The following is a 22,006-nucleotide window of genomic DNA, read 5'->3' as shown; positions in this document are numbered from 1 at the left end:
GAGAAAGGCAAAACCTTCTCTTTGGCTACAAGACGAAACGTTTGATGCCCTTGGTGAGTAGGACGGAATTGAAGTTGATCAACAACCCTACGTTGGACCTGCCGAGCTTCATGTAACTCAAAAGCTGCGCTTCGAATACCGGGGCATGGCGCTCCACGCTTTTCAACTCGATAACGACTTGGTCTTCTACCAGCAGGTCGATCCTGAAATCACCGACACTCTCGCCTTTGTACGTTACCGGTAGTTGTTTCTGACGCGCGAAACGGATGCCTTGCTGAAACAACTCCACCGCGAGGGATGACTCATAGACACTCTCCAGAAGACCGGGCCCAAGCTCCCGGTGCACCTCGATAGCACATGCGATGATCCTTTCGGTAAGTCCCTCGTAAACCATGTCAGCACCTCCCCGGACTGGGGAAGTTTACTGCCCCGCTAACGCTTCACAAGGTTTCTCTCCGATTTTCTCAGATTTTCTCCGTGGCTATTGGTTTGCTTCTTGGTTTGTAACCCTTACACGAGGCTATGTAACCGTTACATTCACTCCAGCCGTCGCTCCAGGAGACAATGAGGTCTGAAATGGACCGAATGTTCCGGTTTCATGGGGTAAGGTCACGGTTGAAACGAGAAATGAAACGGCAAAAATCAAAAAAAAGTGGTGGGAAGGGCTATGCAGTCATCACTGGGGGCAATACAGCCGTCAAAGTAGGGCATGTAACCATTACAAAGGGCAATGTAACGATTACAAGGGGCGATGTAAGCGTTACACTAGGGCAGTCCTCAGATGTCCTCAGATTTTCTCCGTGGCTAACGGTTTAGGTTTTCAGCAGTCGCCGGTAGATTCCGGCGAGCTCTTTTCCGCGGGCTTGCCAGGAGTGCAGCTTGACCGCGCGCTCGCGTCCTTCGGCGCCGAGTTCTTCGCGCAGTTCGCGGTCGCCGGCAAGACGGGCGATGGCTCCGGCGAGATCTACGGCATCGCCGAACTTGGCATACAGGGCGGCATCGCCCAAAATCTCCCGGTTGACCGGGGTGTCGAAGACGACGGTGGGGAGACCGCAGGCGATGTAGTTGAAGAGCTTGCCGTTGGCTTCGGTGAGGGAAACTTTCGGGGAGACGGCAAGATCGCCGGCACTCAAGTAAAGCGGGGCCTCGTCGTACGGGATCCTGCCGGTGAAGGTGATAATGTCGGCTATCCCCATCGCCTCGGCTTTCTCGCGGTACGGCGCATCGGGGAAACCCATGATCAGATAGTGGATCTTCGCCCCCTGCCCCTTCAGATACGCGGCGGCTTCCAAAAGCAGGTCAACGCCCTGGTAGCTGTTCATCAATCCAAGATAGGCGACTACGGGACGCTTCTCGGGGAGCCCGAGCTTCGCGCGAATCGCTTCCTTTGGGTGCGGCGCGAACTCGTCGGTGTCAACGCCATCGATGAGGGCACACACCCGATCCTTCGGGACACCATCTTTCAATAATAGGTCGACAGTCGGGCTGGCACTGGTGACGATGAAGTCGGAGCTGCGGTTGATCCAGCGCTCCAACGTGGCGAAGAAACGCTGCAGCAGGGATCCGGGCTTTACGAAACCGTGGTCCGTGATCTCGGCGGTGAGACTCCCCTGGCAGTCGAAGAGCATGGGTACGCGGATCAGCATCTTCAGGAAGGCACCGAAGAAGGCGCCCTCGTGGAGGTGGGCGTGGATGAGGTGCGGCTTAAACTGGCGGGCGACCTTAAAGGCCTTGTAAAGGAGCTGCAGATCGAGGAAGGGCTTCACCCAGGAAGGGCCGGCCTCGAGCTTCTTGTACCAGGAGAACCCGGCGATCCTTTCCGTGGGTACACCCGGGACGTCGCGCCCGATGTGGTAGGTGACCAGACGGACATCCGCCCCGCAGGCGATTGCGGCCCGGGCTTCCTCAAGGATGCGGACGTGGCAGCCGCGATCCGCGAAGAACGGGGTGGGCGCCAGCACCAGTACGCGCAGCGGAGTTTCAGACAAAGTTGATCTTTTCCTTGATGTTGTAGATCGGCTTCCCTTGCGCCTCGTAGTAGGTGCGGGCGCTCAGTTCCGCCAGAAGCCCCAGTACGATGAACTGGACCCCCATGAAGAGCAGAAACGCGGTCAGGATCAACAGGGGGTTCCTGTTCATGCTGGTGTTCTCGAAAAACTTCATGTACACGGTGACCGCGCCGCTCAGGCAACCCGCGCACAGGGTGTAGATCCCCCAGCGGCCGAAAAGCTGGATCGGCTTGGTCGAGTAGCTCAGCAGGAACTTCACCGTCATCAGGTCGAGGATCACCTTCGTGGTCCGGGAGATGCCGTACTTGCTCTTGCCGTGCAGCCTCTCGTGATGACGGACCGGCATCTCGGTGACCCGCGCGCCAACCTGGTGGGCAAGTGCCGGGACGAAACGGTGCATCTCGCCGTACAGGTTGACGTCGTCGAGGACCTCGCGCCGGTAGGCTTTCAAGGTGCAGCCGTAGTCGTGCAGGTGTACGCCGGTCATCTTGGAGATAATCGAGTTGGCCAGGATGGAGGGGAGTTTCCTGTTCACGAAGGTGTCCTTGCGGTCCTTGCGCCACCCGGACACGACGTCGTATCCCTCGTCGATGCGTTTCAAAAGCAGCGGAATGTCGAGCGGGTCGTTCTGCAAGTCGCCGTCCATGGGGACCACGACTCGTCCGCTGGCGGAATCGAACCCGGCGGCCATGGCGGCGGTCTGCCCGAAGTTGCGACGCAGGCGGATCACCTTGACCCGGTCGTCCTTCGAGGACAGGCGCTTCAAAGCAGGATAAGAGTTATCGGAGGAACCGTCATCGACCAGGATCAGTTCGTACTCCAGCCCGGCATCGATCAGCGCCTCGCTGATCCGCTCGTGCAGGATCGGGATATTGTCTTCCTCGTTGTAAATGGGAACTACTATGCTCAGGTCCACGTTCATCTCCCTCAAAAGCTCTTCAACGCTCTACTTTCGTTGAAAGGTCAATACATTTCATTTAGTCGCTAGAACTGATTCCCCGAACGCTTTCACCCGCCGCACCTCGACCTCCCAGTGGGTCTGCTTGCCGGCACGGTAACGGGGGCTGATCAGGCCGCGGATGACGCCGGCGCCATAGACCAGGTGCAGCGTCGGGTACACCAGCACAAGCCGGGGAAAGAGCGCGGCGTCCTTGCCGGCGAAGCTTCCCTGCAACGACGCCAGCAGCACGACGGCCAGGTAACCCCAGAGCGGCAGGTTCAAAAGCGGCACCCCGAGGAAGGGGACCAGCAGCGCATAGAGCAGGAAGAGCGAAGGAGCCAGCGTGATCGGCTTCAGCTTCCCCGCGATCAGGGTCTGCTCGCCACGCCCTCGCCCGTAGCCGTACATCTGCCGGACGTAGGCTCGGTAGGTGCGGCGCTGGCTGCGCTGCACGGCCAGTTCCGGGTCGTGCACCAGCAGGTGCCCTTCCTGCTGCAACCGGTCCATCAGCTCGTTTTCCTCGTTGGGATAGAGCCGCTCGTCCAGCCCCTCGTGGGTGAGAAAGATCTCGCGCCGAAAGCTCAGGTTGCACAGGATCAACTCGCTGTCGCTGCTGTAGCGGGCCGAGCCGAACTTGCGGTAGCGGTTGCGCACCCCGCCGCCGCCGACCGCCGAGGCGAAGGCGATGCCGATGGCGCGCTGCAGGGGAGAATCACTTGCCGGGGTAAGCGACGGGCCACCCACGGCGGCGACGTTCTGCTCGCGGTAGTGCGCGGCCGCCCTGTCGAGAAAGCCCGCCGCGACGCCGGAATCGTCATCCAGGAAATAGAGGATGTCGCCACCGGCCTCACGCGCCGCCGTATTCCTCTGCACGCTGGGCTGGCAGCCGTAGGCGACCAGCACCTCGAAGAGCTCCGGGGGGTAGGTCGCCTGCGCGATTCCCGCGAGCGCGCGTACCTCGCCGCCGGGCTTGACCGGTATTATGACGGAGAATTTAGGCAGCATCAGTGAACCTGTACGTCGGCAGGGGAGGCAGCGTGGGGAGGCGTCGGAGGTTGGCTACTGCTGTTCAATGGCTTTCACCCTGTCGTAGCGCAAGGTCCTGTGGCAGCCCACGGAACAGCCGCCGCCGGTGGCGGTGGCATCGAAACGAATCGGGATATCCCAGGTTCCGAACCCTTCCGCCTTGGGATAGATCAGGCGCTCCTGCTGCTCGGCATGCGGGTTATGGCACATCCTGCAGGAGCGGGCCTTGGCCACCTTGTTGACGTGGACCGCGTGCAGGTTGCGCTGGCCGTTTCTGAACTTGGTGAACCTGTCGGTGGTCTCCGCCGAGGCGAGCTTGGGATCGTGACAGCGGAAGCAGATCGGGAAAGCGTCGTAGCTGAAAGGCTTGTACAGGGCGGTCGGGTAGTCGTCCTTGAGGAGCTTGCGGTAGGGGCCGCCGTGAATCTGGTGGCAGTTGACGCAATCGCCGTTGCGCACCGGCTGGTGCACCGACTTGCCCATGGCGATGCTCCGGTCATGGCACATGAAGCAGAGCTCGGAGCCCGGCTTTCTCAGCAGGGACTTGCTTTCCGACTGGTGCGCGTCGTGGCAGGCGAGGCAGTCGCCGTCGGCCACCGGCTTGTGGGTGAAGGCACCGGTAAAGTGATCCTGGGGATGACAGCGGAAACAGAGCGCGGGGGAAGGATCCTTCAAAAGGGACTTCACCTCGGCGCTGTGCGCCATGTGACAGTTGGTGCACTGCCCAAGCCCCACCGGCTTGTGCAGCACCGGCTTCTGGACCAGGTGGCCGTGGCAGGTCGCGCAGAGTTTGTCCTTGGGGACCTTGAACCCCATGCTGTCCTTGCCCATCGGGTGGTTGTCGTTGAATTGCTGGTGGCAGTCCAGGCACCGCCCCGAGGCCACCGGCTTATGCGGAACACTCCCTCGGGTCAGATCCTTGTGGCAGATGCTGCACTTGAACGGCTCGGCGAGGGCGTCACCCGGAGTGAGGGTGACGCCGACGCAGAGCAGATACAGCGCTACTGCCAAAGGAAAGATCACGAGGGAGTGTCGCATTGATCGAGTTACCTTCTTGGACGACTACTTCCCGTAGCTGTGCAGACCGGAAAGGAAGAGGTTGACCCCCAGGTAGCAGAAGATGGTGGCAGCGAAGCCGATCACGGAAAGGATGGCCGCACGACGACCGACCCAGCCGCGGGTGATGCGGGCATGGAGGAACGCCGCGTAGACGAACCAGACGATCAGGGACCAGGTCTCCTTCGGGTCCCAGCTCCAGTAGGTGCCCCAGGCATAGTTGGCCCAGGCTGCGCCGGTGATGATGCCGAGGGAGAGGAGCGGGAAGCCGATCATGATCGCTTTGTAGTTCAGGTCATCCAGGATCCTGATGGACGGGAACATGGAGAGCAGGCCGCCGGCCTGGGCGTTGCCGCCACCCTTTTCCATGGACTCGCGGATCAGGTACATGATGGAGATGCCGCAGGCGACCGCGAAGGCGGCGTAGCCCAGGAAGCAGGTGATGACGTGGTACATGAGCCAGTTACTCTGCAGCGCGGGAACCAGCGGCTCGATGCCGCTGTCCAGGCCGAGCTGTGCCCAGGCCATGCCGAACAGCGCGAACGGGATGACGAAGAAGCCGATGGCGCGATACTTGTACTTGAAGTCGATGATCAGGAAGATCAGGACGATGGTCCAGGAGAAGAAGACCACGGACTCGAACAGGTTGGACAGCGGCGCATGGCCGTGCCCCTGGTCATAGGACTCCTTCCAGCGCAGCCCGATGGCGGCGGTCTGAACCAGGAAACCGAAAAGCGCGGCATAGGTACCGGCAAGCCCCACAGCCTTGGTGCGCGAGGCGAGGAATGCGAAGAATATGCAGGTGGAGACCATGTAGATGACCATAGTCACATTGAAAAGCATGGAACTGGACATATGAATATTACCCTCCGGACGTTCAGTTAGAGCGGCATGGGGCAAGCCCCGTTATGGTTTTTATCCTGTTAAGCCTTGCCGAGTTTCTCGACCAGGTCATCAAAACAGATCTCAAAGCCTGCCGGGTTCTTGCTGGCGGAACCGCCCAGGGTGACCCCGGAATCGGTGACGCGCGCCCACACCCGCTTGTGGGACATGAAGAACGCCATGCAGATACCCACCACCATCAGGAAGCAACCGAACCAGACCACCCAGACACCCGGGTCGTGGGCCACCTGCAGACCGGTGTAGAACTTCTGGTCCATGCCGTCGAAGGTGATCAAGAGGTCGCCGCCGTGCTGGGCGTTGAAGGACTCGTACTTGTCGGATAGGATCACGAACGGCTGCGGGTTGCCGCCGGCCGGGGTGAACTCGACCTGGGCGCCGGGACCGTCGAAGCCCCTCATGAAGGGACGCACGTCCATGGTCGCCTCCATGACGGAGAGGAAGGCACCGCCGGGAAGTGCCACGCGCTCGCCCTGGCGGGCGTTCAGCTTGACCGGGGCGCCCCCCTTGCGGTCACGCACGGTGATGTGGTAGAGCGACCCCTCGTCGGACTGACCATAGCTGGACTGGTAGAAGGTGATCCCCTTGTAGGTGAGCGGGTCGTTGACGATGATGGGGCGGTTCTGGAAGCCCGGCACCGGCTGCCCGTTCTCCAACACGGTCAGGACGCTCCTGAACTCCTTGGGAGCGCCGGTGTCGTAGAAGGAAACGGAGAACTTCTCGCAGCGCACATCGAAGCCCAGCGGGATCATCTTGCCGCTCTGGGTCTGCACCTGGGAGACCGAGCCCCCCTCGGGGATGTTGGTGTACGCCTTGTAACCGGCGAAGGAGCCGATCAGCGCTCCGATGAAGATGACGATGATGGAGAGGTGCACCACGTAGACGCCGAGGCGGCACCAGGGGCTCTTCTGTGCGAAGAGGTGGTACTCGCCGTTGCTCTCGGTGATCACCGGCGCGGCGAACTCGGTCCTCAGGAAGGCGGCCATGCGCTCCTTGAGTTCTTCCTTGGAGCCCTTGAGCTTGAGGTCCTTTACGTTGGCCAGCGACTTCTCGAAATTGTCGTCCATCACCAGCACCGGCTCGGAAACCACCTTCCAGACGCGCGGCAGCCTCTTGATGGAGCAGCAGATCAGATTCAGGGTGAGCAGGTAAAGAAGGAGGATGAACCACCAGGAGTGGTACATGTCGAAGAAGCCGAGGGCGCTATACAGGCGGATTTTGGTCTCGGAGAGAGTCGCCAGGTATTCACGCTGCGGCCCCTGCTGAATGACGGTGCCGATGATCGATACCAGCGCCAGCCCGATGAGCAGGAAAATGGAAAGTTTTAAGGAGCAGAAAAAATCCCAAACCTCTTGTGCAAATCCTCGTTTGTTCGTCGTAGTCAAGGCCGTCTCCCGGTAAGGTTATGTACAGCTGTCGTAGCAGGTTTGCCATTATAGACAAATTGTCAATAAGCGCAAAACAAAAATTACGAATACACTAGTGATCAAAAAAAAGGGGTAACAGGCTGACCTGTTACCCCTAAGACTGCAATTTGACTTCCCCAAAGGGAGATTACTTCTTGTGGCAGTCGCCACACTTGGTCGGGCCGCCCTTGGCAGCGTGGCACTCTTTGCAAGCCTTGCCGTGAGCAGCTTCCTTGTTGATGGCGATCTTAGCCGGAGCGCCGTCGCCGTGGCAGACTTTGCACTCGTTTTTGCCCTGGTGAGCCTTGTGGTTGAAGGTGACGTTGCCGTTCTTGGCCGGGTAAACGACGGAGTCAGCAGCCATTGCGGTAACAGCAAAGGCGAGGGTCAGAGCTACTGCAGCGAAAATCTTTTTCATGAGTGTTCCCTCCATTATTTTTGGATCTGAAAACGGCCCGAAGGTATACAACCCGGGGCTCATTGTCAAGCAAAATCAATTGCAAACGGCATCACTTCCGCAGCGCGGCCTGCAGCGCCTGGTCCTTCTCTTCCACCTCTTCGGCCATGCGCGTCTTGTAGGCGACGAACTTGGCGCGCAAATCGGGGTTGGACAGGGAGAGCATCTGCACCGCGAGGAGTCCCGCGTTCTTGGCGCCGGCCTTGCCGATGGCCATGGTCGCGACCGGCATGCCGCCGGGCATCTGCACCATGGCGTAGAGGGCGTCCACGCCGTTCAAGGCGCCGCCCGGCATGGGGACGGCGATGACCGGCAGCGGCGTTTCGGCGGCGACGACGCCGGCCAGGTGGGCCGCCATGCCGGCGGCGGCGATGATGACCTGGATGCCGCGCCCTTCGGCCTCGCGGGTGAGCTTGGAGGTCTTGGCGGGGGAGCGGTGCGCCGAGGAAACGTGCATCTCGTAGGGGACGCCGAATTCGGTAAGAACCCTGGCCGTCTCCTCCATGGTGGTCAGGTCGGAGTCGCTTCCCATCAGAATCAAAACGGTCGGATTGGACATAAAATCTCCTAAAAACGAAAAAGATAAAACCATTAGCCACGGAGAAAATCTGAGGAAATCCGAGAACGACAAAAACGAACCAATTAGCCACGGAGCACATCTGAGGAAATCTGAGAAACCACTGGTTTTGGTTTTAAGCCCAAAGGCTTTGGGTCTCTCGGACCTGCTTGGATTTTCTCGGTGGCAATTGCTTTAGGTTTTCTCCGAAGTTCTCAGATTTTCTCCGTGGCCAACGGTTTTGGGGTTTAACGGTTCATGGCCTTGGCGCCGATGTCTTTTCTGTGGTGCATGCCGGGCCAGGTGATCAGCTTGACGCCGCTGTAGGCGCGGTCGATGGCTTCCTTCACGGTGGAGCCGAGGGCGGTGACGCCGAGCACACGGCCGCCGTTGGTGACGATCTTCTCGCCGCTGGCCTTGGTGCCGGCGTGGAACACGACCAGGTCCTCAACCTTGCCGGCCTCAGCTAACCCCTCTATGACGTCTCCCTTGCGGTAGTCGGCGGGATACCCTTCCGCCGCCAGCACCACGCAGACCGCGGCCTTGTCGTGCCACTCGATCTCGACGCCTTCCAGGCTGCCGGAGGCAACCGCCATCAGGATGGGAACGATGTCGGACTTCATGCGCATCAGAAGCGGCTGGCACTCGGGGTCGCCGAAACGGGCGTTGAACTCGAGGGTCTTGACGGAATCGCCGTCGATCATGAGACCGGCGTAGAGAACGCCCTGGTAACGACGCCCTTCCGCCTTCATGCCGTCCACGGTGCGGCGCATGACTTCGGCCATGGCCTTCTCGTGAATGGGGGGGGTCACCACCGGGGCCGGGGAGTAGGCGCCCATGCCGCCGGTATTGGGGCCCTTGTCGCCGTCGTAGACCGCCTTGTGGTCCTGTGCGGAAGCGAGCGGGATGATGCGCTCGCCGTCGGTGAAGGCGAGGAAGGACGCCTCCTCCCCTTTCAGGAACTCCTCGATGACCACGCGGGAGCCGGCGGCGCCGAAGGCGTTGCCGGAGAGCATGTCGGTGACTGCGGCCACCGCCTCGTCGCGGGTCTGGGCGATGATCACCCCTTTGCCCGCTGCCAGGCCGTCGGCCTTGATCACGATGGGGATCCCGGTCTTATCGATGAAGTCAATGGCGGCGGGGATCTCGGTGAAGACGCCGTACGCCGCCGTCGGAACGTTGTACTTCTGCATCAGGTCCTTGGAGAACGCTTTCGACGCCTCGATGATGGCGGCGTTCTTGCGGGCGCCGAAGGCCTTCAGGCCGTTCTCCTCGAAGAGGTCGACCAGGCCCAGGGAAAGCGGCAGCTCCGGACCGACCACGGTCAGTTGCACCCCTTCCTTCTTGGCGAAGTCGAGCAGCCCCTGGAGGTTGTCGACCGCGATATCCACGTTTTCAGCCAGCGTCGCGGTGCCCGGGTTGCCCGGTGCGCAGAACACCTTCTCCACCAGCGGGGACTGGGCGATCTTCCAGACCAGCGCGTGCTCCCTCCCGCCGCTGCCTACAACTAAAACCTTCATACAAAATCTCCTTAAAAACCATTAGCCACGGAGAACTTCTGAGAAAATCTGAGGAAACCACTTCTTTTGGTTTTAAACCTAAAGCTTTGGTTCTCTCAGACGTGCTCCGATTTGCTCCGTGGCTAACGGTTCGTTTTTTAGTGCCTGAAGTGCCTCATGCCGGTGAAGACCATGGCGATGTTGTGCTCGTCGGCGGCGGCGATGACTTCGGCGTCGCGCATGGAGCCGCCCGGCTGGATCACGGCGGTGACGCCGACGCTGGCGGCGTTGTCCAGACCGTCACGGAACGGGAAGAAGGCGTCGGAAGCCATGACCGCGCCCTGGACCGGGATCCCGGCGTGCTCGGCCTTGATGGCCGCGATGCGGGCGGAGTTGACGCGGCTCATCTGCCCCGCGCCCACGCCGACGGTGGCGTTGCTGCGGCCGTAGACGATGGCGTTGGACTTGACGAACTTGGCGACGCGCCAGGTGAAGAGGAGGTCCTCCATTTCCTGGTCGGTCGGTGCGCGCTTGGTCACCACCTTGAGCTCGCTGAAGAGTTCGAGGTCGGCGTCCTGTACCAGCATGCCGCCGTTGACGCGTTTGAAGTCGTAGCGGGCAGCGGGCTGCTCCGGCCAGAAGCCGCACTCCATGAGGCGGACGTTCTTCTTGGCGGCGACGATCTCGCTGGCGGCCTCCGTGACCTTGGGGGCGATGATCACCTCGACGAACTGGCGCTCCACGATGGCGCGCGCGGTGGTCTCGTCGAGCTCGCGGTTGAAGGCGATGATGCCGCCGAAGGCGGACTCGGGGTCGGTCTTGTAGGCGAGGTCGTAGGCTTCCATGATGTTGCCGGCAACCGCGACGCCGCAGGGGTTGGCGTGCTTCACGATGACGCAGGCGGGCTGGTCGAACTGCTTCACGCACTCGAGCGCCGCATCGGTGTCGCCGATGTTGTTGTAGGAGAGTTCCTTGCCCTGGATCTGGCGGGCGGTGGAGATGGAAGCCTCCCTGGCCCCTTTCTCGACGTAGAAGGCGCCGGACTGGTGCGGGTTCTCGCCGTAGCGCATCCCCTGGGCCAGCTGGTACTGCATGGTCAGGGTGTCCGGGTACTTGGCGACGCCTTCGCCGGTGCGGGCACCAAGCCAGTTGGAGATGGCGCCGTCGTAGGCGGCGGTGTGCTGGTACACCTTGACGGCGAGGCGGAAGTTGGTCTCACGGGAGACGCTGCCGGCGCTGGCTTTCATCTCGTCGAGCACCAACTGGTAGTCGGCGTGGTCGACGATGACGGTGACGTCGCGGTTGTTCTTGGCCGCGGAGCGGAGCATGGTCGGGCCGCCGATGTCGATGTTCTCGATGGCGTCTTCCATGGTGCAGTCTTCCTTGGCCACGGTCGCCTCGAACGGGTAGAGGTTGACCACCACCATGTCGATCGGCTCGATGCCGTGCTCCTGCATCTTGGCCACGTGCGCCGGGTTTTCCCTCATGCCGAGGATGCCGCCGTGCACCTTCGGGTGCAGCGTCTTGACCCTGCCGTCCAGCATCTCGGGGAAACCGGTGAACTCGGAAACGTCCTTCACCGGGATGCCTGCCTCACGCAAAAGCTTCGCGGTGCCGCCGGTGGAGAGGATCTCCACGCCGTAGCCGGCCAACGCCCGGGAAAATTCCACCACTCCAGTCTTCTCCGACACGCTTACCAGCGCGCGCCCAATCTTTGCCATTGCTCGCTCCTTTTTTAGAACCAAAATTGCCACGGAGAAAATCGGAGGAAGTCCGAGTAAACCTTCAGAAGCGGTTCAGGCTTGCTCGATGTCCTCAGATTTTCTCCGTGGCTAAAGTGTTAGGGTTTCGGGAAATCTATATGCGCCAGGAAGTGCTTTTCGAAGAGCGGTGTGCCGGAAAGGGGGATGACACGGACCTGATGGGCCAGGGCCTCCATCTGTTCGCGGCCGTCCTCGGTGAGCAGTACACGCTCCACGCCGGCCAACGCCCCCTCCTTGATAAATCCGGTGATTCTTACCATTTTTTCGTTGAAAATTCCAACCTTTTTTAGCACATCCGGCGACAGCACGGCCCCGAAGGAACCGGTCAGCACCACCCGTGCAACATCGTCCTGCGTGAGGTTCGCCTTCTCCAGCAGGATCTCCATGCCGCCGCGCATCGCCCCCTTGGCGAGTTGCAGCGCGCGGATGTCCTCCTGGTCGAGGTAGACGAAACTTTTCGCGTCCCGGTGCAGCACGAAGGCCGGCACCCCGTTCACCTCCTGCACCCGGTTGCCCAGGTTGGAATCGATCTCGGCGGGGGGAAGGAGGCGGCCGGTTGCTGCCACGATTCCCGCTTCGAGGAGGGCAGCCACGGTGTCCAGCACGCCTGTGCCGCAGATGCCGCACGGCGCGGCGCCGGCGATGGTAGTTAAAAGTAGCCTGTCCCCTTTTACCTGGACGCCGCTGACGGCACCGGGGAGCGCCGCCATGCCGCACTTCAGGTTGCCGCCTTCGAAGGCGGGGCCGGCGGCGGCCGAGGTGGCGAGGTAGCGTTCGCCGTCGAACAGGGCGATCTCGGCGTTGGTGCCGACGTCCAGGAACAGGGTCCCGGCCGTGGGCGTCTCCGTCATGCCGAAGAGAAAGGCGAGCAGGTCGCCGCCGACGAAGCCGCCCGGAAGCGGCAGGAGATAGCACGGGTAGTCGCGGTGCCAGCCGAGATCGAGGGTGGTGACGGATTTCCCGGTGGAAAAGAGGGGACGAAACGGGGGATGGGCCAGCGACTCCACCGGCAGGGCCAGCGCGATGGTCTCCATCGACGGGTTGCCGGCGATGCCCACCTGCGCGAGATCCGCAGGCGACGCCCCTGCCTGCTCGAGCAGCGCGTCGGTCATCCGTTCCATCTCGGCGGCCAGGGCGGCCTGCATGGCGCGCAGGGTTGCCGGATCCCCCCCGGCGGTGAGGCGGGCCAGGACGTCGGCTCCCCAACGGCGTTGGGGGTTCATGGCACCGGTGACGGCGAGGCGTGTTCCGGTGGCCGGATCGACGAGCGACGCGGCTATGGTGGTGGTACCGAGGTCGAAAGCGGCGGCGAGCCCCTTAGACAAAGACAATGGCGCTTCCCCCAACGTGTTGGACCTCGCCGATCGCTACGGCGAAGAGGCCGGACTCCCCGGCGCTGGCAAGGAATTCACGGGCGTTGTCGGGGGCGAAAGAGATGAGGAGTCCGCCGGAGGTCTGCGGGTCGAAGAGCGGCAGCAACGCGTCGCCACCCGAGCCGGTCACGTGGGATTCGTAATGGTGGCGGTTGCGGTAGCAGCCGGCCGGGACCATGCCGTCGTGGATGAGCGCGGGGACGCCGGCCATGACCGGAACGCGGGCAAGCTCGATGCGGAAGGTGACCTTGGCGCCAAGCGCCATCTCGCAGGCGTGGCCGATGAAACCAAAGCCGGTCACGTCGGTGGCGGCAGTGGCGTTGCAGGCGACCATCAGCTCGCCTGCCTTGGCGTTGAGGGTCGTCATCCAGCCGGTTGCTTCCGTCGCCAGGGCATCGTCGATCATCTCTGCCTTGATGGCGGTCGAGACGATGCCGGTCCCGAGCGGCTTGGTGAGGATCAGGATATCGCCGGGGCGGGCGGTGCAGTTTCTGACGATGCGGGCGGGATCGATGAGACCGGTCACCGCCATGCCGAACTTCAGTTCGTTGTCTTCCACCGTGTGGCCGCCGACCAGGCAGGCGCCCGCCTCCTTCAAGGCGTCGGCGCCGCCGGCCAGGATGGCGGCCAGCACCGCGGTGGGGAGCGAGCAGGCGGGGAAGAAGGCGAGGTTCATCGCCGTCACCGGTTTGCCCCCCATGGCGTAGACGTCGGAGAGCGCGTTGGCCGCGGCGATGCGGCCGAAGGTGAAGGGATCATCCACCAGCGGCGTAATGATGTCCGTGGTCTCCACCAGGGCGAGGCTCTCCCCGATGCGGTAGATTCCCGCATCCTCGGCGCCCTCAACGCCCACGATGAGGTTCGGGTCGTCCGAGCGGGTTATGTCGCGGATGGCATCTTCCAGGCCCGCCGGGCCCAGTTTGGCAGCTCAACCCGCCGCCTGCACCATCGTCGTGAGACGTACGTTGTCAGTCATAAAGACCCCTAAAACCTGAAATTCGAAAACCTTTAGCCACGGAGAAAATCTGAGGAAATCTGAGAAAGGCAAAACCGAGTGCAAAAACTAGAAACCTTCCACAAGGAAACAATCTGAGGTCTCTGAGAACTTCAAACCCTAAAGGCTTTGGGGGCAAACCTAAAGCTTGCCGGTTTTCTCAGATGTTCTCAGATTTTCTCCGTGGCCAATGGTTTTGTCTTTGTTCTTGGCTTTTACCCGATATACACCCTGCGCACGCGGCGGGTGGCTATGCCGCACATGATCTCGTAGGGAATGGTGCCGGCTTTCTCGGCCAACTCCTCGGCAGTGATCCGATCGCCCATCGGATCGGGACCCAACAGGGTGACATCGTCCCCCACCGCGACCCCCTCGACGTCGGTCACGTCCAGCATGATCCAGTCCATGCATACGGTGCCGGCGACGCGCGCACGCTTGCCACGGATGAGCGCCTCACCCTTGTTGGTGAGGCTGCGGCAATAACCGTCGGCGTACCCCACGGGAACGCTGGCGATGAGGGCGCGTTTGTCGGCAATGTAGCGCCTGCCGTAGCTGATGCTGGTCCCGGGCTCCACCCACTTGAGCATCGCCACCCGGCTCTTCAGCTTCATCACGGGCAAAGAGGCCATCTCGTCGACGAAATCGCGGGAAGGGGCGGCGCCGTAGAGGATGATCCCCGGCCGCACCAGGTTGCAGTAGGGAAGCTCGGCCGCGAGGATGGCGGCGCTGTTGGCGACATGGACGTAGGCGGGGTTGAATCCCTGGCGGCGGGCCTCGATGACGGCGGCGTTGAAGCGCTCGGCCTGCAGTTTGGTGAAGGCGAGGCCGTCCGGGTCGCGTTCGTCGGCGCTGGCGAAGTGGGAGAAGATCCCTTCCATCTCCAGGTTCTTGAACTGTTTCAATTGCTCGAGAAATTCCGGCACCTTGTCCCAGGTGACGCCGAGGCGCCCCATGCCGGTATCGACTTTGAGGTGGATCTTGGCCTTGCGGTAGCACTTGATTTCCAAGGCCGCCCGGTCCAGCGCCGCCGCCTGCTCCAGTGAATAGAGGGCGGTGGAGATGTTGAGGCCGATGCAGCGCCGCTCCTCGCCGGGGTAAATGCCGCCCAGGATCAGCACCGGCCGGTAGATGCCACTCATGCGCAGTTGCACCCCCTCCGCGAGGAAGGCGACCGCGAAGGCGTCGACTCCGAGCTTTTCCAGTTCTTCGGAGACGTACTGGAAACCGTGGCCGTAGGCGTCGGCTTTGACCACGGCAAGGATGCCGCACCCTTCGGGCACCTTCTTCTGGACCAGGCCGAAGTTGTGCCTGAGCGCGGCGAGATCTATCTCAACTACCGTAGGACGACTGTCCATCGCGAAATCCCGTATCGGTATATCTGAATGAAATCAGGCCGGGACATTCCCGGCCAGAGATTTTTCTACCACTTTAGCCCAGGAGTGTAAAGGCAAAAACCCGAAAGCGATTGACTTTGCAAGAGGATTCCATTATGTTTACGGCCTCAGCAAAAGCCAGCTAGGGGAGTTCGCCAGAACTGAGACAGGCCGATCCTGAACCCTTTGAACCTGATCCGGATAGCACCGGCGTAGGGAAGCGGCGCGTACTCCGACCTTTTTTATCCAGGAGCCGTGACCCCCGTCGCGGCTTTTTGTTTTAGTACCCAGAAGCTCTAACGCAAAGCCGCGAAGGCGCAAAGCCGCCAAGAAAGGCTTATCGGGGAACGTCAAGGTTTTCCCGCTTTTCCTTTGCGCCTTCGCGGCTCTGCGCCTTTGCGTTAAATCTTTTAGAGGTGTGCCTTGTTAAGACTGGTGGTGGACCATAGCGGTAAGGAGCGGCGTGTAGCGGGACTGTACCTGATCACGGACCAGGGGGAACGACTGGTGCCGCGGGTGCGCGAGGCGCTCGGGAGCGGCGGCGTCGCCCTGCTGCAGTACCGCGACAAGCTGCGCAGCTACGAGGAACGCCTGGCGCTCGGGAGCGACCTGAAACACCTGTGTGCGGAGTTCCAAGCGCAGTTCATCGTCAACGACGACCTCGAGCTCGCGCAGGCCCTGGACGCCGACGGCCTGCACCTGGGCCAGGAGGACGGCGACCCGGCCGCGGCCCGCGCCGCCCTGGGCCCCAAGAAGCTGATCGGCATCTCCACCCACTCGGTCGAGGAGGCGCTCGCCGCCCAGGAGGCCGGTGCCGACTACATCGGCTTCGGCTCCCTCTACCCCACCCAGACCAAGGACGTCGAGCACCTGCAGAGTCCGGAAGAGCTGGCCCAGTTGAGGGAAAAGGTGCAGATCCCCATCGTGGCCATCGGCGGCATCACCCGCGACAACGCCTGCGCGGTCATCGATGCCGGCGCGGATTCCATCGCGGTGATCTCGGCCGTCCTTTCGGCACGCTCGCCCGGCCTCGCCGCAACCGAATTGTCCCTGCTCTTCAACCGCACCCTGACCCAGCCGCGCGGCGCCGTGCTCACCATCGCCGGCAGCGACTCCGGCGGCGGCGCCGGCATCCAGGCGGACCTCAAAACAATCACGCTTCTCGGAAGCTACGGCGCCTCGGCGATCACGGCCCTCACCGCCCAGAACACCCGGGGCGTCACCGGCATCCACTCATCCCCACCGGCCTTCCTGGCGGAACAGATCGACGCGGTGCTCTCCGACATCCCCATCGACGTGGTGAAAATCGGCATGCTCTCCTCGCCCGAGAACGCCGAGATTGTCGCCGACAAGCTGACCGCCTACGAGATGAGGATGGTGGTGCTCGATCCGGTGATGAGCGCCAAGGGGGGCGTCGCGCTCCTCGAGGACGAGGCGCTCTCGGTGCTGAAAAAAAGGCTGGTGCCGCTGAGCTACCTGGTCACCCCCAATATCCCGGAGGCCGAGGCCCTCACCGGTCTCACCATCACCGACAGCGCCGGCATGGAACTGGCCGCCCGCGCGCTGCACCTCATGGGCGCCAAACACGTGCTGGTAAAGGGGGGACACCTGACCGAAGGGGTGGTGACCGACATCCTCTTCGACGGCAGCGGTTTCACCCGTTTCAGCGCGCCGCGCGTGCTCACCCGCAACACCCACGGCACCGGCTGCACCCTGGCCTCCGCCATCGCGACCAACCTGGCCCAGGGAGAGCCGCTGCCCAGTGCCGTGCTGCGGGCGAAGCTGTTCGTAACCCGCGCCATCAAGTATTCCCAGCCGATGGGCAAAGGGCACGGGCCGGTGAACCATTTCCTGGCGGCACGGGACCAGGGGGAGTAGGGCACGCCGTTTTTCCGCCCGGCCGACAAGGGGGCGAATGATTATCCGCCCCTACAGTGGACGCGGATGGTCCCCGTGCTCGTAGAAAGAACAAGAGTAGATTCACGAACATAAAGGAGCAACCATGACCCAGCTGGAATACGCCCGCAAGGGGATCATCACCGACAAGATGAAGACGGCAGCCCTCGCCGAGGGCGTTGACGCCGAGTTCATCCGCGCCGGGATCGCCGCCGGGAACATCATCATCTGCCATAACAACAAGCACGTGAACGGCACCCCCCTCGCCGTAGGCAAGGGCCTCAGGACCAAGGTTAACGCCAACATCGGCAGTTCGGCCGACGATCTCAATTTCGAGAAAGAGCTGGAGAAGGTACGCGTGGCGGTAGCCAGCGGCGCCGACGCTATCATGGACCTCTCCACCGGCGGCCCGGTTGACGAGATCCGCCGCGCCGTCATCGCCGAGACGTCCGCCTGCATCGGCACCGTGCCGCTGTACCAGGCGGCGCTGGACGCGGTGCGAAAGCACAAGAAGGCGATCGTCGAGATGACCGTGGAGGACATCTTCCAGGGCGTCATCAAGCATGCCGAGGACGGCGTCGACTTCATCACCGTGCACTGCGGCGTGACCCGTTCCACCGTTGAGCGCATGCGCAAGGAAGGGCGCATCATGGACGTGGTTTCCCGCGGCGGCGCCTTCACCATCGAGTGGATGGCGCACAACAACGCAGAGAACCCGCTCTACGAGCACTTCGACCGCCTGCTCGAGATCACCAAGGCCTACGACATGACCCTGTCGCTGGGCGACGGCTTCCGTCCCGGCTGCCTGGCCGACGCCACCGACCGCGCCCAGATCCACGAGCTGATCATCCTGGGCGAACTCACCCAGCGCGCCCAGGAGTACGGCGTGCAGGTGATGATCGAGGGGCCGGGGCACATGCCGCTGAACCAGATCGAGGCCAACATCCTGCTGCAGAAGCGGCTGTGCCACGGCGCCCCCTTCTATGTCCTGGGGCCGCTGGTCACCGACATCGCGCCGGGCTACGACCACATCACCTCCGCCATCGGCGGGACCATCGCCGCCGCTGCTGGCGCGGACTTCCTCTGCTACGTGACGCCGTCCGAGCACCTGAAGCTTCCGAGCGTCGAGGACGTGCGTGAAGGGGTGATGGCATCGCGCATCGCCGCCCATGCCGCCGACATCGTCAAGGGGGTCAAGGGGGCCATCGAGAAGGACAACCAGATGGCGCGCTGCCGCAAGAAGCTCGACTGGGAAGGTCAGTTCGCGCTGGCCATCGACCCGGTCAAGGCGCGCCGCCTGAGGGAAGAGTCCGGCGTGGCCGACCACGGGGCCTGCACCATGTGTGGCGAGTTCTGCGCCTACAAGGTGATGGACGACGCCACCGAGCGCGAGCGCGCCAACGCCGCCTGCGCCTAGTAACGCCAAGGTTGTCGAAACACCTGTAGGGGCGAATAATCATTCGCCCCCTCCATAACACGACAAAGCCGCTGCCCCTCCAAGGGACAGCGGCTTTTGTTTTTTCAAACCTTCAACGCAAAGGCGCCAAGACGCGGAGGCGCAAAGTCAATCAGGAACCGACATGCATGTGGGGGGGGACAATATTCCTGCTTTTCCTTAGCGCCTCTGCGCCCCTGCGCCTTTGCGTTAAGGCTTTTAAAACCGATTATTAACGCAAAGCCGCAAAGCCGCAGAGAAAACCTTTTAGGGGAAACCAAGACTTTGACCCTAATTTTTCTGTTCCTTTGCGTCCTTGCGGCTTTGCGTTCCAATTTGTCTTTTGCTTTTCACTCAAAGGCGCGGAGGCGCCGACACTGCACGAATACAAGGAACTGCAGGAACGCGAAGGCTTCAACAATGTTCCCGGTTTTCTTTGCGCCTCTGCGGCTCCGCGCCTTTGCGTTGAGGGTTTACCCCCCCAGCGCCAGGCGCCTGGTCAACCGGAACTCCATTCCCGCCGACGCCGTGGCAGGCGAAAGCCTCTCCCCCCGGACCACCGCCATGATCTCCTCGACCCGGCATGGCTTGGCGAGCACGGTCGAGACGCCGACAGCGCATGCCCGCCTCAGCACCTCCGCCGAAACGGCACCGCTCACCAGGACTATTTCCATGGACGGATCATGCAGTTTCGCCAGCGCGGCAAGCTCCAGGCCGTCCAGCCCCGGCATCTGCAGGTCGGTCACCATCAAGCTGAACCGCTTGCCACTCAAAACGACCAGGGCCTCCTCCGAGCTGCCGGCCTGGCAGATCTCGAATCCCAAATCGCCCGCGATGCAGCTCACCAACTGGCGATACTTCTCATCGTCGTCAACAAACAGGACCGATCTCGTTTGTGTCTCCATTGTTTTCTCCGCTGGTAAAAAATGGAGGGCGGCCGGTGTTTCGCGCCCGCCGCCCCCCGGAAAGGGCGCCCCGAAGAGGAGGTAGAGGGGCACCCTGCAACTTAGTTCGCGCCGGTTTCCGCCGCGCCTGCGTCTGGGGCGGCGGGAGGTGTGCGGCCCTCCTGCGGGCCGAAGCTAGCCACAGCCGACACGGGAACCAGCACCGCGACGGTCCCCAGGGCTTTTAGGATGTTATTGACATATCTGCTCATGTCGTTGTCCTTTATCCGCACGGCTCCGCCTCGGGGCGGAGCGACGCAAAGGTACGCCGGGAATAAGGAAAAAATGTGGAACAAATGTGAAAGTGCGCCTGGCCCATCGGACATTACGTCACCGAACGGACAAAGGAGAGGTTGACGAATCGCCATCCCCTGCCGTCCCAGAGGAACATGAAGATCGGCTCGTGCGGGTCTTGTTCGCGCAGCACCTTTCTCAGGTCTTGCAGTTTGGTGATCCTGGTGCTGTTGACCTCGGCGACCACGTCTCCGTTTCTCACCCCAGCCAGGTAGGCATCGCGTTCACGGTCGACCACCTGCACCACGACTCCCTGCTTGGACCCGAGTTTTTTGCGCCGCTCCTCGTCCAGCTCGACCTCGGTCAGCGTCATGCCCAGGAGGCTCAGCGTGGTTTTCTGGTCATCGTAGCGGAGCCTGGTATCCCGCCTGTCCGGCCCCGTTACGGGTGCCTGCTGTTGCATCCCCAGAGATGGTTTCATGGTCCTCACCTCCACTCGGGAGAACCGGCCGGGCCGTGTCCACCCCGCCCTTCCGGGCCGCAGCCGCCGGGAGGCGGGGGGAGCTCTCCCTTCTTCGGGCGGAGCTTCTCGGCCAGGGAGCGCTGCTCGGGGGTGAGCACCGCGTTAATCCGCGCCTGGACCTTCGCTCGCGCCACCAGGCGCTCCGTTTCCAGGGAAGCCAAAGCGGTCGCCGCTCCGCGCACCGCCTGCTCGTTGAACTCCGGGGCCAGTTCGAGGCGATGCAACTGCTCGCGCAGTTCGAATTCCTTCTCCATCTTCGCCCGCCCTTTATCCCGCTGCTCGCTGAGGATGGAGCCGATCTGCTTCTTCTGGGCCTCGGTTAAATCCAGCACCCGCGCCAGGTGCGCCGGGAATCCGTCCGGGGCGTCGGAAGCGTGCCGTTCCGGCGGAAGAGGCGCATCCGGGCCACCCGGCATCGCATGGCAGGCGAAAGCCGCCCCGAAGAGCGTGACCACCGCCACGAGAACAATCATGTTCTTTCTCATCATCTTTCTCCTTTGAGTGAAGTAGGAAACCGGTCTGCTCCTCGAAATCTTGAAACTGTTCTACAGTTCTTCGTTCGTCACCCCTCGCCCACCGGGAGAGGGGACGGGGTGAGGGCGGCGGAACCCGAGGCGACGTAGAACGTAGAACCTCAGGTGCCTCTGAATGCTACGCCAGGTCCGCGTTAAGTTGGGTCAAGAGATGTGCGAATTTGTCAGAAGAGGGTTTGCGAAAGGAGGCGGATCTTTACATTTCTTAACAGCACCCGCTCTGCGTTTTCCGTTATACTTGCCGTTAAAAAATGGAGTCAGATCGAAAAGATGGCTAAGAGAATACTCATCATTGATGATGACACGGGGCTGTGCGAGCTGCTGGGAAGTTACCTGGCCAGCGAGGGGTACGCCGTCGATGCGGTTCATGACGGAGCGGAAGGTGCGGACAAGGCGATATGCCGCGACTACGCCTTCATCGTCCTGGACGTGATGCTGCCGACCCTGAACGGGTTCGACGTGCTGCGCCGGATCCGGCAGAGTTCGCAGGTCCCGGTGCTGATGCTGACCGCGCGCGGCGACGAGATCGACCGGATCGTGGGGTTGGAGATGGGGGCGGACGATTACCTTCCCAAGCCCTTCAACCCGCGGGAGCTGGTGGCCAGGCTGCGGGCGATCCAGCGGCGCAACGACGCCTTTCCCGCCGGAGCCGAGCCCAGGCCCGACCTGTTGCAGGTGGGGGACGTCAGCCTCGACCTCGGCGCCAGGACGGTGAGTTGTGCCGGAACCCCTATCGAGCTCACCTCCCTCGAGTTCTCGGTGCTGGAGGCGCTGGTGCGCCAGGCGGGCAACGTGATGAGCCGGGACGATCTGACCAGGCAGGCACTCGGGCGCGAGTTCAGCAGCTTCGACCGGAGCATCGACGTCCATGTCAGCAGCCTGAGGAAGAAACTGGGGCCCGCCGCCGGTGGCGAAGAGCGCATCAAGTCCGTGCGCGGCGTCGGCTACATCTACGCCTTCTCCTCCGCCAACCGCCCCTACTGACAGCCCGTAACCGCCCCTCCCACCACCGAGGTGGCCCCGAAAGCAACGGCCCTCCCCGGCGGGCCTTTCATCGTCAATTGTCAATCGCCCATTGTCAATTGCGCC

20 protein-coding genes and 1 riboswitch are annotated in these 22,006 nt (G+C 62.2%); of the genes, 3 read left to right on the top strand and 17 right to left on the bottom strand.

Annotation, left to right across the window (positions count from 1 at the left end; all coding sequences use genetic code 11):
* Positions 1–25: 25 nt before the first annotated feature.
* The 14 genes from KOL99_RS20040 to alr all read right to left on the bottom strand — a co-directional run bounded on the left by KOL99_RS20040 (position 26) and on the right by alr (position 15,334).
* The gene (locus tag KOL99_RS20040; protein WP_216512237.1) at positions 26–394 is read right to left on the bottom strand and encodes a GxxExxY protein; all 369 of its coding nucleotides are present in this window, start codon (positions 392–394) and stop codon (positions 26–28) included.
* Between the two features lie 418 nt (positions 395–812).
* Complete coding sequence (locus KOL99_RS20035) at positions 813–1,988, bottom strand: glycosyltransferase family 4 protein (protein WP_216512236.1); 1,176 nt, start codon at positions 1,986–1,988, stop codon at positions 813–815.
* Positions 1,981–2,925 carry a glycosyltransferase family 2 protein gene (locus KOL99_RS20030; protein WP_216512235.1) on the bottom strand — a complete coding sequence of 315 codons (945 nt, stop codon included), beginning with the start codon at positions 2,923–2,925 and terminating at the stop codon, positions 1,981–1,983. Before KOL99_RS20030 ends, KOL99_RS20035 begins: the two co-directional genes overlap by 8 nt.
* Positions 2,926–2,982: 57 nt before the next feature.
* The gene (locus KOL99_RS20025; RefSeq protein WP_216512234.1) at positions 2,983–3,954 is read right to left on the bottom strand and encodes a glycosyltransferase family 2 protein; all 972 of its coding nucleotides are present in this window, start codon (positions 3,952–3,954) and stop codon (positions 2,983–2,985) included.
* A 54-nt stretch (positions 3,955–4,008) separates the two neighbouring features.
* Positions 4,009–5,013 (bottom strand): cytochrome c3 family protein, encoded by a 1,005-nt coding sequence (locus KOL99_RS20020; protein WP_216512233.1) that lies wholly within the window; start codon positions 5,011–5,013, stop codon positions 4,009–4,011.
* Between the two features lie 24 nt (positions 5,014–5,037).
* Positions 5,038–5,886 (bottom strand): c-type cytochrome biogenesis protein CcsB, encoded by an 849-nt coding sequence (gene ccsB, locus KOL99_RS20015; RefSeq protein WP_216512232.1) that lies wholly within the window; start codon positions 5,884–5,886, stop codon positions 5,038–5,040.
* Between the two features lie 68 nt (positions 5,887–5,954).
* Positions 5,955–7,316 carry a cytochrome c biogenesis protein ResB gene (gene resB / locus KOL99_RS20010; protein ID WP_216512231.1) on the bottom strand — a complete coding sequence of 454 codons (1,362 nt, stop codon included), beginning with the start codon at positions 7,314–7,316 and terminating at the stop codon, positions 5,955–5,957.
* 169 nt (positions 7,317–7,485) lie between these two features.
* On the bottom strand, positions 7,486–7,755 hold the full coding sequence (locus KOL99_RS20005) for a cytochrome c3 family protein (protein ID WP_216512230.1): 270 nt from the start codon (positions 7,753–7,755) through the stop codon (positions 7,486–7,488).
* A 91-nt stretch (positions 7,756–7,846) separates the two neighbouring features.
* Positions 7,847–8,353, bottom strand: coding sequence for a 5-(carboxyamino)imidazole ribonucleotide mutase (gene purE, locus KOL99_RS20000; RefSeq protein ID WP_216512229.1), 507 nt, complete (start codon positions 8,351–8,353; stop codon positions 7,847–7,849).
* Between the two features lie 245 nt (positions 8,354–8,598).
* Positions 8,599–9,870: a phosphoribosylamine--glycine ligase gene (gene purD / locus KOL99_RS19995; protein ID WP_216512228.1), complete on the bottom strand. Its 1,272-nt coding sequence runs from the start codon at positions 9,868–9,870 to the stop codon at positions 8,599–8,601.
* A 137-nt stretch (positions 9,871–10,007) separates the two neighbouring features.
* Positions 10,008–11,570 carry a bifunctional phosphoribosylaminoimidazolecarboxamide formyltransferase/IMP cyclohydrolase gene (gene purH, locus KOL99_RS19990; RefSeq protein ID WP_216512227.1) on the bottom strand — a complete coding sequence of 521 codons (1,563 nt, stop codon included), beginning with the start codon at positions 11,568–11,570 and terminating at the stop codon, positions 10,008–10,010.
* A gap of 119 nt (positions 11,571–11,689) precedes the next feature.
* Entirely contained in the window at positions 11,690–12,943 is a 1,254-nt protein-coding gene (locus KOL99_RS19985) for an ASKHA domain-containing protein (RefSeq protein ID WP_216512226.1), read from the bottom strand.
* On the bottom strand, positions 12,930–13,961 hold the full coding sequence (gene selD, locus KOL99_RS19980) for a selenide, water dikinase SelD (RefSeq protein WP_216512225.1): 1,032 nt from the start codon (positions 13,959–13,961) through the stop codon (positions 12,930–12,932). The genes KOL99_RS19985 and selD overlap by 14 nt, the downstream gene beginning before the upstream one ends.
* Positions 13,962–14,194: 233 nt before the next feature.
* A complete protein-coding gene (gene alr, locus KOL99_RS19975; RefSeq protein ID WP_216512224.1) occupies positions 14,195–15,334 on the bottom strand; it encodes an alanine racemase in 1,140 nt (379 codons plus the stop codon).
* A 152-nt stretch (positions 15,335–15,486) separates the two neighbouring features.
* Positions 15,487–15,588: riboswitch (TPP riboswitch) on the top strand.
* Between the two features lie 187 nt (positions 15,589–15,775).
* Between alr and thiD the strand changes: the two genes are divergently transcribed.
* Positions 15,776–17,230 carry a bifunctional hydroxymethylpyrimidine kinase/phosphomethylpyrimidine kinase gene (gene thiD, locus KOL99_RS19970; RefSeq protein WP_216512223.1) on the top strand — a complete coding sequence of 485 codons (1,455 nt, stop codon included), beginning with the start codon at positions 15,776–15,778 and terminating at the stop codon, positions 17,228–17,230.
* Between the two features lie 124 nt (positions 17,231–17,354).
* Positions 17,355–18,665: a phosphomethylpyrimidine synthase ThiC gene (thiC, locus tag KOL99_RS19965; protein ID WP_199390632.1), complete on the top strand. Its 1,311-nt coding sequence runs from the start codon at positions 17,355–17,357 to the stop codon at positions 18,663–18,665.
* A 491-nt stretch (positions 18,666–19,156) separates the two neighbouring features.
* On the opposite strand, the gene KOL99_RS19960 is transcribed toward thiC, so the two are convergent.
* The 3 genes from KOL99_RS19960 to KOL99_RS19950 all read right to left on the bottom strand — a co-directional run bounded on the left by KOL99_RS19960 (position 19,157) and on the right by KOL99_RS19950 (position 20,869).
* A complete protein-coding gene (locus KOL99_RS19960; protein WP_216512222.1) occupies positions 19,157–19,588 on the bottom strand; it encodes a response regulator in 432 nt (143 codons plus the stop codon).
* A gap of 364 nt (positions 19,589–19,952) precedes the next feature.
* Positions 19,953–20,342: a PDZ domain-containing protein gene (locus KOL99_RS19955; protein ID WP_216512221.1), complete on the bottom strand. Its 390-nt coding sequence runs from the start codon at positions 20,340–20,342 to the stop codon at positions 19,953–19,955.
* Between the two features lie 5 nt (positions 20,343–20,347).
* Positions 20,348–20,869, bottom strand: a complete 522-nt coding sequence (locus KOL99_RS19950; RefSeq protein WP_216512220.1) for a Spy/CpxP family protein refolding chaperone — start codon at positions 20,867–20,869, stop codon at positions 20,348–20,350.
* 318 nt (positions 20,870–21,187) lie between these two features.
* Between KOL99_RS19950 and KOL99_RS19945 the strand changes: the two genes are divergently transcribed.
* Positions 21,188–21,901, top strand: a complete 714-nt coding sequence (locus KOL99_RS19945) for a response regulator (protein ID WP_216512219.1) — start codon at positions 21,188–21,190, stop codon at positions 21,899–21,901.
* Positions 21,902–22,006: the final 105 nt, after the last annotated feature.

Source organism: Geomonas azotofigens (genome assembly GCF_018919395.1).
Taxonomy (GTDB): Bacteria; Desulfobacterota; Desulfuromonadia; order Geobacterales; family Geobacteraceae; genus Geomonas; species Geomonas azotofigens.
This window is presented reverse-complemented; position numbering and strand designations above follow the sequence as displayed.